Origin of the sequence: Roseateles sp., assembly GCF_039595295.1 — a bacterium.
Classification (GTDB): Bacteria; Pseudomonadota; Gammaproteobacteria; order Burkholderiales; family Burkholderiaceae_C; genus Roseateles.
This window is the reverse complement of sequence record NZ_JBCNLU010000023.1, coordinates 1-11,789: the sequence shown is the minus strand read 5'-3', so window position 1 is coordinate 11,789 and position 11,789 is coordinate 1. Positions and strand designations below refer to the sequence as shown.

At 67.8% G+C, this 11,789-nt stretch carries 15 protein-coding genes; 7 read left to right on the top strand and 8 right to left on the bottom strand.

Annotated elements, in window-relative coordinates; all coding sequences use genetic code 11:
- Positions 1-28: 28 nt before the first annotated feature.
- Positions 29-439, bottom strand: a complete 411-nt coding sequence (locus ABDW59_RS16515) for a RidA family protein (RefSeq protein WP_343630990.1) — start codon at positions 437-439, stop codon at positions 29-31.
- 69 nt (positions 440-508) lie between these two features.
- Here ABDW59_RS16515 and soxR point away from each other — a divergent pair, with 69 nt between their 5' ends.
- Entirely contained in the window at positions 509-952 is a 444-nt protein-coding gene (soxR, locus tag ABDW59_RS16510) for a redox-sensitive transcriptional activator SoxR (RefSeq protein WP_343630988.1), read from the top strand.
- A 104-nt stretch (positions 953-1,056) separates the two neighbouring features.
- Here soxR and ABDW59_RS16505 read toward each other — a convergent pair whose 3' ends face one another.
- Positions 1,057-1,248, bottom strand: coding sequence for a hypothetical protein (locus tag ABDW59_RS16505; protein ID WP_343630986.1), 192 nt, complete (start codon positions 1,246-1,248; stop codon positions 1,057-1,059).
- A gap of 258 nt (positions 1,249-1,506) precedes the next feature.
- Between ABDW59_RS16505 and ABDW59_RS16500 the strand changes: the two genes are divergently transcribed.
- Positions 1,507-2,277 carry a DUF481 domain-containing protein gene (locus tag ABDW59_RS16500; RefSeq protein ID WP_343630984.1) on the top strand — a complete coding sequence of 257 codons (771 nt, stop codon included), beginning with the start codon at positions 1,507-1,509 and terminating at the stop codon, positions 2,275-2,277.
- An 88-nt stretch (positions 2,278-2,365) separates the two neighbouring features.
- Positions 2,366-2,758, top strand: coding sequence for a GFA family protein (locus tag ABDW59_RS16495; RefSeq protein ID WP_343630982.1), 393 nt, complete (start codon positions 2,366-2,368; stop codon positions 2,756-2,758).
- Here ABDW59_RS16495 and ABDW59_RS16490 read toward each other — a convergent pair.
- On the bottom strand, positions 2,755-3,654 hold the full coding sequence (locus tag ABDW59_RS16490) for a LysR family transcriptional regulator (RefSeq protein ID WP_343630980.1): 900 nt from the start codon (positions 3,652-3,654) through the stop codon (positions 2,755-2,757). The genes ABDW59_RS16495 and ABDW59_RS16490 overlap by 4 nt on opposite strands.
- 165 nt (positions 3,655-3,819) lie before the next feature.
- Between ABDW59_RS16490 and ABDW59_RS16485 the strand changes: the two genes are divergently transcribed.
- Positions 3,820-4,923, top strand: coding sequence for an NADH:flavin oxidoreductase/NADH oxidase (locus tag ABDW59_RS16485; protein WP_343630978.1), 1,104 nt, complete (start codon positions 3,820-3,822; stop codon positions 4,921-4,923).
- Here ABDW59_RS16485 and ABDW59_RS16480 read toward each other — a convergent pair.
- From ABDW59_RS16480 to ABDW59_RS16465, 4 genes are read right to left on the bottom strand one after another with little or no spacing between them, the layout of a single operon-like run.
- Positions 4,844-6,301, bottom strand: coding sequence for a patatin-like phospholipase family protein (locus ABDW59_RS16480; RefSeq protein WP_343630976.1), 1,458 nt, complete (start codon positions 6,299-6,301; stop codon positions 4,844-4,846). The genes ABDW59_RS16485 and ABDW59_RS16480 overlap by 80 nt on opposite strands.
- Positions 6,277-6,474, bottom strand: coding sequence for a hypothetical protein (locus tag ABDW59_RS16475; protein WP_343630974.1), 198 nt, complete (start codon positions 6,472-6,474; stop codon positions 6,277-6,279). Before ABDW59_RS16475 ends, ABDW59_RS16480 begins: the two co-directional genes overlap by 25 nt.
- Positions 6,471-7,091, bottom strand: coding sequence for a phospholipase D family protein (locus ABDW59_RS16470; RefSeq protein ID WP_343630972.1), 621 nt, complete (start codon positions 7,089-7,091; stop codon positions 6,471-6,473). Before ABDW59_RS16470 ends, ABDW59_RS16475 begins: the two co-directional genes overlap by 4 nt.
- A 24-nt stretch (positions 7,092-7,115) precedes the next feature.
- Positions 7,116-8,045 (bottom strand): LysR family transcriptional regulator, encoded by a 930-nt coding sequence (locus ABDW59_RS16465; protein WP_343630970.1) that lies wholly within the window; start codon positions 8,043-8,045, stop codon positions 7,116-7,118.
- A 115-nt stretch (positions 8,046-8,160) separates the two neighbouring features.
- On the opposite strand from ABDW59_RS16465, the gene ABDW59_RS16460 reads away from it, so the two are divergent.
- From ABDW59_RS16460 to ABDW59_RS16450, 3 genes are read left to right on the top strand one after another with little or no spacing between them, the layout of a single operon-like run.
- Positions 8,161-9,537, top strand: coding sequence for an aspartate aminotransferase family protein (locus tag ABDW59_RS16460; protein WP_343630968.1), 1,377 nt, complete (start codon positions 8,161-8,163; stop codon positions 9,535-9,537).
- Between the two features lie 59 nt (positions 9,538-9,596).
- Positions 9,597-10,064 carry a YbaK/prolyl-tRNA synthetase associated domain-containing protein gene (locus tag ABDW59_RS16455; RefSeq protein ID WP_343630965.1) on the top strand — a complete coding sequence of 156 codons (468 nt, stop codon included), beginning with the start codon at positions 9,597-9,599 and terminating at the stop codon, positions 10,062-10,064.
- Complete coding sequence (locus tag ABDW59_RS16450) at positions 10,055-10,759, top strand: HAD family hydrolase (protein WP_343630963.1); 705 nt, start codon at positions 10,055-10,057, stop codon at positions 10,757-10,759. The genes ABDW59_RS16455 and ABDW59_RS16450 overlap by 10 nt, the downstream gene beginning before the upstream one ends.
- A gap of 355 nt (positions 10,760-11,114) precedes the next feature.
- Here ABDW59_RS16450 and ABDW59_RS16445 read toward each other — a convergent pair.
- Positions 11,115-11,789, bottom strand: a 675-nt coding sequence (locus ABDW59_RS16445) for a hypothetical protein (RefSeq protein WP_343631131.1), incomplete at its 5' end; no start/stop codon positions are given.

The following is an 11,789-nucleotide window of genomic DNA, read 5'->3' as shown; positions in this document are numbered from 1 at the left end:
GCAGCCCAGAGCGCACCGGAGCTCCGCGCTATGCAGCCACTGCCGCCGTCGCCTCAATCTCAAACAGCATCCCATCCAGCGCCAGCCTCGGCACCGGAATCAAGGTGCAAGCCGGCGTCGGATGTTCCCCCCAAAGCGCCTTGATCGCCTCGCCGAGCAGGAACAGCCTGGCCTCCGAGTGATCGACGACGAGCACCGTCAGCTTGACGACATCCCTCACCCGCGCCCCCGCTGCCGCCAGCGCGATCTGCAGGTTCTCCAGCGCCTGATCCACCTGGGCGCCGAAGTCCTCGGCCAGCCGCCCCTGGGCATCCTCCCCGCCTTGCCCGGCGACGAAGACCAGCCGTGCCGGCCCGTCGACGGTCGCCACATGCGAGTAGCCATTCGGTGCCGGGTCATAGAGCCCGGCGGGATTCGTGAATCGGAGCATGGCGGTCATGTCGTTGCTGAAAATCCGCCTACTATCCAACCTCAACTTCACTTGAGGTCAAGACATGACCCTCGATCCATGAACCTGGCCCGCAAGGACGACCGCCTCGGCGTCGGCGAGATCGCCTCCCGCAGCGGCCTGGCCGTCTCCACGCTGCATTTCTACGAGCAACGCGGCCTGATCCGCAGCGAGCGCAACGCCGGCAACCAGCGCCGCTATCCGCGCTCGGTGCTGCGGCGCCTGGCCGTCATCAAGGTCGCGCAACGCATGGGCATCGCCCTGGGCGAGATCGCCGACGCGCTCGCCGTTCTCCCCGACGGACGCGAGCCCACGAAGGCGGACTGGAAGCGCCTGTCCTCGGCCTGGGCCGAATCGCTGGACGAGCGCATCCGCACCCTGACCCGACTGCGCACCCAGATGGACCGCTGCATCGGCTGCGGTTGCCTGTCGCTGAAAGCCTGTCCCTTGCGCAACGACGGGGACCGGCTCTCAGGGGAAGGCCCAGGGCCGCACTTCGAATGACGCTGCGCATGATGGTCCGTCGTTGGAGGCGTGACCGTGAGGCCCTTACCGCCCGTCCTTGATGCCGTTGCCTGCAGGTCCTGGCTGGCCGCCGAGACGCGCGCCTACGCCGACGAGCCCTGCAGCGCCCAGGACCGGCTCGCGCCGACGATGGCGCTGTTCGAGCAGGTCATCGCCGGCGAGCCCGGCGACTTCGGCGTGGAGCTCGCCTGGCACTTGACCGACCTGTGCGGCGAGCTGTGGCGCTCCGAGCAGATCGAGGCCGTGCTGGACGCGGTCATGCCCTGGGTTGACATCTACCCCTCCATCTCGCTTGCGCATCGCAACCTCGGACAACGTACCGAAGAGCAGCAGGTGCTACGCGAGGGGCTCACCGTCGCGGTGGCGCAGCCGGCTCGACTCCGCGACGGCGCTGCAACGCATCGAGGTCGCGCACGCGCAGCAGTTGCAGGCGCCGCGCGCCTCGCAACACCTGGCGTCAACGACTCGTTACCGCGTGGGAGCGGCACTTGCCGCAGGCCGGCGTCATTCAACTCCCCCAAAGGACTTCCGCCATGCCGCCGACGCGTCAGCACATCGCTTCCGCCTGCCTCTGCGCAATCTCCCTTCTGCCGCTCGCCAGCCAGGCGCAGGTGACGGTCAAGCCGGATGGGCAATGGCGCTCGCTGTTGACGGCGGGCGCGAGCCTCTCCTCCGGCAACAGCAACTCGACGACGGTCAACCTCAGCGGCGAAACGGTGAAGGCCAGCGAGACCGACAAGCTCTCGATGAACGCGCGGGCGCTGTACGTCAAGAACGACGACTCGGAATCCGAGCAGCGCTACTCGGCGGGCGCGCATTACCAACGCGACCTCAACGAGCGCATCTTCGGTTTCGGCCAGTTCGACGCGTTGCGCGACGAGCCGGCGAATCTGTCCTCGCGCTACTCGGTCGGCGGCGGTCTGGGCTACCACGTCATCAAGCGCGACGACCTGACCTTCGACGTCTCCGGCGGTCTGGGCTACACGGCCGAGCGCTACCTCGCACCGGAGATCAAGGACGGCGTCTCTCGCAGCCGCTACAACAACACCGAACTGCTGATCGCCGAGGAATCGACGCACAAGATCAGCGACAGCACGACGCTGAAGCAGAAGCTGTCGGTGCTGCCGAATCTGCGCAACAGCGGCGAGTACCGCGCCGTCTTCGACGGCGGCGTGTCGGTGGCGATGACCAAACGGCTGAGTCTGACGGCCACCGTCTCGCATCGCTACGACAGCGATCCGGGACCGGGCCTGAAGAAGGGCGACACGCTGTTCATCACGGGTGTGTCGTTCCGCGTGGATTGACGCTACGCCGCTGCGCGCGCTAGTTTCCACTCGGCATCGGCTCGCCGAGCGTGCGAGCCGGGTGCCGCTTTGGCCCAAGGAGAGACTCATGGACCGGATCAGCGCAGGCTGTCTTTGCGGAGAGGTGCGGCTCGTCGCGAAGGGGCGTCCCTATCGTGTCGGCCTCTGCCACTGCCTCGATTGCCGCAAGCATCATGGGGCGCTCTTTCATGCGTCGGCGATTTATCCGCAAGAGGCGGTCCGGATCGACGGTGAGACGCACCACTACGCCGGCCGGCACTTCTGCCCGCGTTGCGGCTCGTCGGTGTTCTCGCGCAGCGGGGATGAGGTGGAGGTCTCGCTGGGCGCGCTCGATGCGCCGGACCAATTCACGCCGACCTACGAGCTCTGGACGATACGGCGCGAGTCCTGGCTGCCGCCCTTCCCGCTCGCGCATCGCTATGAGCGCGATCGCGAGGGCTTGGGGAGGACGGAGGATTAGAGCAACTGCGGCAAGCTCGGCGCCATCGCCCCCACCGTCCCGCGCAGATGCTCGACCACATGCTGAGCGCGCGCGGACAGCGGCCATTCGGCGCGATGGATCAGCCACAGCGTGTCCACCACCGGCGAGCCGCAATCGAGCACGCGGATCTCGTCCTGCCGAGGGAACGCACGCCGCGCATGCTGCGTCAGCACGGTGAAGCCCAGCCCGCGCGCGACCGGCTCCAGCATCAGGCCGATCTGGTTGCTGAAGCCGCGCACCGGCAGGTCCTTCACGCCTGGCGAGCCCGGGAAGTGCCGGCTCAGCAGGCGATTGGCCATGGACTGGCCGTCGGGATAGTCGATGAAGCCGATGCGGCGCAGGTCCTCCCAGGTCCGGACCTCCTCGCCCGCCGGCATCACCAGCTCCAGCCGTTCCTCCAGGAACGCGCAGCTCGCGAGCCGCGCGTCGTCCGGGCGCAGCGTCACCAGGCCGAGCTCATAGCGGTTGTCCAGCACCGCCTGCAGCACCTCGGGATCCGGCGCGAAGCGATGCCGCACCACCAGGCCCGGCCGCTGCGCCTGCAAGTCCAGCAGTTGCGGATAGATCAGCAGCCCGATGCCGCCCGGCGTGATGATGCCGACCTCGCCTTGGCAGGCGTTCTCGTCGGCGAGCCGGCCGCGCAAGCGTTGATCGGCCTCGTCCAGCTCGCGCCAATAGTCCAACGTGGCTTGGCCGGCAGGTGTGAGCTCGATCGCGCGCGGACGCCGGATCACCAGCGATCCCAGCGTGCTCTCCAGATGGCGCACATGCTGGCTGACCGCCGCCTGCGTCAGGTCCAGCGCCTCGGCCGCACGGGTGAAGCTGCCCAGCCGGGCGAGCGTCGCGAAGCTGCGGAGCCATTGGGGATTCAGCATGGGGAGTCCTGAAAACATAAGCAACTCTTATCGACGCAATAAGAGCGCATGACTTTTCATTATGGACGTGAGTTTTTAGACTGCCGCTTCCGCAGGTCTTTCCGGCCTGCGCGCGGTCGCCGATCGCTGTGCGGCGCGACCGCCTCCCCTCTCCGAAAGTCCTCGATGTCCCAACTCTTCTCTTCGTTCTCCCTCAAGGATGTGGTGCTGCGCAACCGCATCGCCGTGCCGCCGATGTGCCAGTACAGCGCCACCGACGGCCTGGTCAACGACTGGCATCTGGCGCATTACGCCGGGCTGGCGCGCGGCGGCGCGGGGCTGGTGATCGTCGAGGCCACCGGCGTCGCGCCGGAAGGCCGCATCACGCCGGCCTGCCTGGGCTTGTGGAACGATGAGCAGGCCGCCGGCTTGGCGCGCATCGCGGCCGCGATCTCGGCGCATGGCGCAGTGCCCGGCATCCAGATCGCGCATGCCGGCCGCAAGGCCAGCGCCCACAAGCCCTGGGAAGGCGACGACCACATCGCCGCCGGCGACCCGCGCGGCTGGGCGACGCTGTCGCCGTCGGCGGTCGCTTTCGGCAAGGGCCTGCCGCAAGTGCCCAAGGCGATGGACAAGGACGACATCGCCCGCGTGCAAGCCGACTTCGTCGCCGCCGCTCAGCGTGCGCGCGATGCCGGCTTCCGCTGGCTGGAGCTGCACTTCGCGCACGGCTATCTGGCGCAGAGCTTCTTCTCGGTCCACGCCAATCAGCGTGACGACGAATTCGGCGGCAACGCAGAGAACCGCGGCCGCTTCCTGCTGGAGACGCTGCGCGCGGTTCGCAAGGTCTGGCCGGAGCATCTGCCGCTGACGGCCCGTTTCGGCGTGATCGAGTACGACGGCCGCGATGAAGAAACACTGGCCGAGGCCATCGGCCTGACCCGCGCGATGAAGGCCGAAGGTCTGGACCTGCTGAGCGTGAGCGTGGGCTTCTCGACGCCGGACGCGAAGGTGCCGTGGGGCCCGGCCTTCCTGGGCCCGATCGCCAAGCGCGTGCGCGAGGAAGCCGGCCTGCCGGTCGCGTCGGCGTGGGGCTTCCACACGGCGCAGTTGGCGGAGCGCGCAGTCGCGGACGGTCAGCTGGATCTGGTCATGATCGGCCGGGCGCTGCTCGCGAATCCGCACTGGCCGTATCAGGCCGCGCAGGAGCTCAAGAAGGAGCGCCCGACCTGGGTGCTGCCGGCGCCGTATGCGCATTGGCTGGAGCGGTATCAGCCGCAGGTGGGGTGAGCGTTGGCTCGCCCAACCGGGCGAGCCCCTCCTTCACCTTCCGGAACGCCGCCGACGAGCGCAGCGCCTCCGCGCCGGCCTTCTGCAGCTCGCGCACGTCCAGCGCTTCGATCGTGAACGCGGTTGGCACGCGCAGCAGGCTGTGGCGGATCTTGTCGTCCGGCACGTCGTGCAGGCTGACGCTGACGATCTGCAGTTCCGCATCGGCCGCGAAGGGACTGCCCGGCGTGCCGCGCGTGCGCATCAGCTCTTCCTGCCAGCGGCGCTGGTCGTCGCTGAGCATCGCCAGCGTGACCTGGGTCTCGCGCGCGCCCGCGCCGAAGATGAGCGTCTCGATCACCTGGCCGGTGGTGGGCACCTTGTCGCTCGCGTCGATGCGCTCGGCCAGATCGCGCTCGGAGTTCACCGTGATCAGCACCATGCGACGGATCGATCCGGGCGGCGCGTCCTTGAAGGAGGTCGCGATCGATCCGCCCGCCAGCAGCCGGTCCAGCAGCAGCCGCGCGCCGGTGTTGTCGGAGACGCCGCCGTCGACCAGATGGATGAAGGGACGCTCCTTGGCGTCGCGGTAGCTCTGCGCGCTGAGCGCCAGCAATCGGGTGCGGTAGTCGTCGCCGGTGCTGGGCGAGGGGCGCGGCGCCGGACCGGGCGCGCATTCGCCGGCGTGGTTCTGCAGCGTCATCGGCGACAGCAGGATGGGCACCGCCGACGAGGCCGCGACCGCGAAGGACAGCGGCGTTCGGTCCAGGTCCGAGCAGATCAGGCCGAACTGCTCGGGCGTGAAGTCGAAGGGCGTGCCGGTGGTCAGGTCGGTCGCGGTGACCATCAGGTCGGGCGCGTTCGGACGCGCGCGCAGGTCGGCGAAGGTGCGGCCCTGATAGAGCTCGTCCAGCCGCTGCGCCAGGATGTGGCTGCGGCCGTACCAGGGCGAGGTCAGGTGATAGAGCCGCGCCGGCGCGAAGGCCTGGCGGATCAGGCCGGCCTCGAAGGGCAGCATCAGGAAGTCGGGCTCGAAGCGGGTCAGCGTCTCGTCGCCGAAGGCCGCGTAATGCGCCGCCAGGATGCTGCCGCCGGACACGCCGCTCACCAGATTGACCTGGTCCAGCAAGGTCGTGGGCTGGCCGTCGATGGTGAAGGTCGTTGCCTTGAGCTCGCGCAGCACGCCCAGGCCGAAGGCGGCGGCACGCGCGCCGCCCCCCGACAAGGTCACCGCCGCAACGACCGGCCCCGAGGGACGGCGCGGTGCGACAGGCGCCGCAGGGGGCGTGCCGTCGGCGCTCGGCGGCAGGCCGGCATTCAGCCAGGGTCGGTAAGTCGAGCAGCCGCTCAGCGCGGCGATCGCGAGCGCGGCGATCAGCGCGCGAGACTGTCGGCGCACCGGCTCAAACCCTTGTAGTCGCAGACGTATTCGCACTTCTCGCGGTCCTTCTCTTTCTCCATGCACTTCTCATAGCAGCGCTTCGGATCGAAGTCGGCGGAGGCCGGACCGACGGCGACGGCCATCGCGGCGAAGAGGGCGGCCGTGGCGGCGCGTTTGAGGCGAGGATTCATGGCTTCTCCCTGGGCTTGCTGTCTTGCTTCTGATTCGGCGAATCGGTCGGGGCCGGAGCATACGGCTGCCCGAGGTTCCATCGCGACTGCCAGTGCGCGAGGTACTGGCGCGCGACCTCGGGCGCGTTGCGGATGACGACGACGTTCTCGGAATTGAGCGTCTCCGCCGACGGCGCGAAGTTGAATGAGCCCGTCTCGACAGTTTCCCCGTCGACGATGACGGTCTTGTCGTGGTGGATGTGGAAATGGTCGTTGGTGCGGAGCTCTACACCGTGTCGGGCCACGAAGTCCATCGCCTTGCGGCTGGTCTTGTTCTGGTTGCGCTTCTTGTCGACGACCACGCGCACCTCGACCCCACGCTGCTTCGCGTCGACCAGCGCCTGCATGATGTCTGGCGCCTGGAAGGCATAGGCCAGGATCTGGATGCTGCGCTGGGCGCTCCCGATCGTCACCAGCACCAGCTGCCGCGCCGAGCCCTCGGGCGAGAAGCCGACGCGGATGTCGGGTTCGGCATGAGCGAGTGAGGGCAGCGCCGCCAGCGCCGTGAGCGCCGTCAGCGACGCGAGGGCGATCAAGGTCGGCAAGGCCGTCGAGGCCAGCAAAGGTCGGAGGGTCATGGACGATCCTTGTGGGCGGGTCATTCAATTCTCCTGGGCATGCGCCTCGTCGAGCATCTCGATCAGCATCCTCGCCGCGCGCGACGGCGACGGATCGTTGCGATGCAGACGCACGAACTCGCACTGGTAGCCGAGCAAGCCGGGCGAGACCGCGCTCAACCGCCCCTCGTCGACGAAGGGCTGCGCGTAATGGCCGGGCAGGAAGCCGACGAAGCAGCCGGTGAGGATCAGCATCGCCACGCCTTCCTGGTCCGAGGCCGTGGCCTGGCGCACCAGCTGCTTGCGATGCGCCAGCCGCATGTTGGGCGACTGGTAGCCCAGCGCGGCCAGCGGCTGACGGCGCAGGTCGGCCCAGCTCCAGCGCTCGGTCGACGCGAACCAAGGATGCCCCGGCGCCGCGTAGAGCTGCATCGGCTCCGAGAACAGGCGCTGATAGGCGAGGCTGGCCGACTGCCGGTGCTCGGGCACGATGCCCAGCTGGAACTGGCCGCTGAGCACGCCTTGCTCGATGGCCTCGATGCCGCTGACGTGGATGTTCAGGCTCACAGCCGGCGCCGCGCGATGGAAGCGCTCCAGCGCCTGGCTGATGCGGCTGGCGGGATTGCTGACCGTCTTCTCGAAGACCGCCAGATGGAGCTCGCCGCCGATGCGATCGTGGATCTCCTCCACGCGCGAGCGGAAGTCCGTAGTGGCCGACAGCAATTGCAGCGCGGCCGCATACAGCTCGCCGCCCTCGGCCGTCAGCGCGAAGCCGGCGCGACCCCGGCGGCACAGCACCAGCCCGAGGCGCTCCTCCAGATCCTTGATCTGCCGGCTGATGGTGGGCATGCCGACGTTGAGCTCCAGCTCGGCGGCCGCCATGCCGCCGCACTCGACGACCGACTTGAAGACGCGCAGCAACCGCAGGTCGACATCCGCGATCTGGCCAGGAAGATGGGGATTGCTTGGTTTCATGCGCTGGCAAGTGGACATTGATTCGCGATCATCTGCCGCAAGTGACGGCGCTGGCAAGATGGCGGTCGATTTCGATCCTCGGATCCGCTCTCGACCTCTCTCATCAGGACGCGCCATGACGGAAAACCCGACCTCGCCGAATCCCCATCTGTCCAACTCGCCGCGCGAGACCGGCGCGGGCTGGATGGACGCCCACTGGATGCCCTTCACCGGCAACCGCCAGTTCAAGGCCGATCCGCGCCTGATCACCGCCGCCGAGGGCTGCTACTACACGATGCAGGACGGCAAGCGTCTCTTCGACGGCCTGTCCGGCCTGTGGTGCAGCGGCCTGGGCCATGCGCGCCAGGAGATCGTCGAGGCGGTCAGCAAACAGGTCGCGACGCTGGACTACTCGCCGGCCTTCCAGTTCGGCCATCCGCTGTCCTTCGCGCTGGCCAACCGGCTGGTCGAGAAGATGCCCGCCGGGCTCAACCGCGTGTTCTTCACCGGCTCGGGCTCGGAGTCGGCGGACACGGCGCTCAAGATGGCGCGGGCCTACTGGCGCGCACGCGGCCAGGCGAGCAAGACCCGCCTCATCGGCCGCGCGAAGGGCTATCACGGGGTCAACTTCGGCGGGATCTCGGTGGGCGGCATCGTCGGCAACCGCAAGACCTTCGGTCAGGCGGTGGAGGCGGATCACCTGCCCCACACGCAGCCGCCCAACGGCAGCTTCCACAAGGGCATGCCGCCGGCCGACGGCCCGCACGGCGCGTCGTTGGCGGATGAACTGCTGCAACTGATCGCGCTGCACGACGCGAGCAACATCGCCGCGGTGATCGTCGAGCCCTTCTCCGGTTCAGCCGGCGTGGTCATCCCGCCGGTGGGCTATCTGCAGCGGCTGCGCGAGATCTGCACCGCCCACGACATCCTGCTGATCTTCGACGAGGTCATCACCGGCTTCGGCCGCACCGGCGCGTGGACCGGCGCCGAGGCCTTCGGCGTGACGCCGGACATCCTGACGGCGGCCAAGCAGATCACCAACGGCGTGCAGCCGCTGGGCGTCGTGGTCGCACGGCAGGACATCCACGACCTCTTCATGGCGCAGGGCGGGCCGGACTACATGCTGGAGTTCCCGCATGGCTACACCTACTCCGCGCATCCGGTGGCCTGCGCGGCGGGCCTGGCGACGCTGGACCTGCTGGAGCGCGACGACGCCCTGCAGCGGGTGCGAGAGCTGGCGCCGGTCTTCGAGGACGCGGTGCACGGCCTGCGCGGCTCCAAGCACGTGCTGGACATCCGCAACTTCGGATTGGCCGCGGGCATCACCGTCGCGCCCGCGCCGGGCGAGCCGGCCAAACGGCCGTATCGGATCGCGATGGACATGATCCGCAAGGGCTTCTACGTCCGCTACGGCGGCGACACCATCCAGCTCGCGCCGCCCTTCGTCAGCAGCGAGGCGGAGATCCGCGACATGGCGGCGGCGTTGGGCGAGAGCTTCGAAGCGACCGAGTGAGCTGAGGCCTTGAGGGACGCGTCGGGTGCATGCGGCGCCGCTGTTCAACAATGGCGCCCATGCAGCACGACACCCTCCTCCAGTTACTCGAGTCCCAACAGGCGCGCTTCCGCGTCATCGAGCACCCGCCCGAGGGGCGCTCCGATCTCGTGGCCGAGATCCGCGGCACCGCGCCCGGTCAGGGCGCGAAGGCCATGCTGTGCAAGAGCAAGGACGGCGCGGGCGAGCTCGCGCTGGTGATCCTGTCGGGCGACAGGAAGCTCGATTTCAGGAAGGTCGCCGAGGCGCTCGGAATCAAGAAGGCGACGCTCGCGAGTCCCGAGGAGGCGATGGCCGCGACGGGCAATGTGATCGGCGCGATTCCGCCCTTCGCGGAGCCCGGCATGCGATTGCTGGTGGACCCGGCGCTGGTCGAGAGCTACGGCGAGATCGCATTCAATGCGGGCCGATTGGATCGGTCGATGGTGCTCAACACCGAGGACTACCTGCGCATCGCGCAACCGACGCTGGTGAGCGTATGCAGCTGAATCGGATTCGGGCGATCTCGTTTGATCTCGACGACACGCTGTGGCCGTTCATGCCCTGCGTGGTGCGGGCCGAGGCGGCGTTGACGCAGTGGCTGCGGGTGAATGCGCCGGGGACGGCGGGGTTGCTGGCGTCTCCGACGGCACTGCGTGATTACCGCGCGCGAGTGGATGCCGAGCATCCGGAACTGCAACTGGACTTCAGCGCGATGCGGCGGGCGTCGATTCGCGCGATGTTGGCGGACGCGGGAGAGGACCTCGCGCTGGTGGAGCCGGCATTCGAGGTGTTCTTCGAAGAGCGGCTGACAGTGGAGCTCTATCCGGATGTGCTGCCGGCACTCGAGGCGCTGAGCCAGCGATTCACGCTGGTCGGGCTGTCGAATGGGAATGGATGCATTCATCGCGCAGGGGTCGGGCATCTGCTCAAGGGGAGCTTGAGCGCGGCGACGCTGGGAGTCGCGAAGCCGCAAGCAGAGGCGTTTCATGCCGCGGCTGATTTAGCCGGGGTGCACCCGTCAGAGCTGCTTCACGTCGGGGATGACTGGGAGCTGGACGTGGTCGGCGCGGTGCGGGCGGGGGCGCAGGCGGTGTGGGTGACGCGGCATGAGGGGGCGTCGTTGCCGTCAGACAGGACGGGCACGCCGCATACGGCGATTGCGGATCTCATGCGGCTGAGCGAGGTGCTCGCTAGTCGTTGAGGCCGCGACGCGATGCGTCGAGGCCCTCAAGGCGATGGGTTGGGCCGGTGGCGACGATGCTGCCTTGAGCCATCCATGAGCGGGATCCGAGTCAAACATCAAACATCAAACATCAAACATCAAACATCAAACATCAAACGGCAACGGCCCGCGATTCGGCGGGTCGTTCAGGGTCAGGTCTTGCTGACCCGGGTTCATGAGCAATAAGATCTGAGACGGCGCTCTCTGGGAAGCGCTCGCTTGAGTGAGGCACCAGGTTCTGAGACATACGCCCCCCTAAGGCTCAAGCGGCCCCTCGCGCCGAGCGACAAAGTCAGCGACAAGACGTACCTGCAGCGCCGCAATCAATTGAGCCTCAGGGGCAAGTGCTTTCATCGCCCTTGGCGTCGACGACTTGACCGGTCAGCAAATCGATCATCTGTCGCATCTTTTCTCGCTCGAGGTAGAGCTCCCAGTCGTGCGCCTCCCAGAACACGGCGGCACGGGTCACGGGCGCCGAACCTTGGAAGTTGATCAAACGCGGAGCCGGTGGCCGTTCGCCAGAAGGTCGCGCCGACAGAGCGGCGCTCATTGAACAAAACGCCTTGAGGGATTGACCCAAGTCACTGGATCCAAAGATTGACAGGGCCCCGTTGATGGGGCCTTTCGAAACACCGACGTCTTTCTCATTTACGCCGACGATCAGCATCGCATCGCTGATCAACCCAGCATGGGCTCGACCGTCCGCATCCGTCCCTCCTCCGAAGGACGCTGCGGGAGTGGCTGGCACCACCATCGCTACTCGAAGATCGCGCACCGAGGGAATTGGAAATCTTTCAGACCCCATCGCGTTGGCTCGAAACTCTGCAAACAGCTCGGATTCACGTCCAACCCGGCCGAAAACGGCGCCCGGGTCCCCGAGGGTGAGAACATCTTCCAGCAGTTCAAGAAGGCTGTGTTGGAGCGCGCGCTGGGCGCCGAGCTGAGCCATCACCTGGGCTATGCGCCCGGCGAGGCCAAGCCCGAGGGAGCGCCGGCCAATCACCGCAAC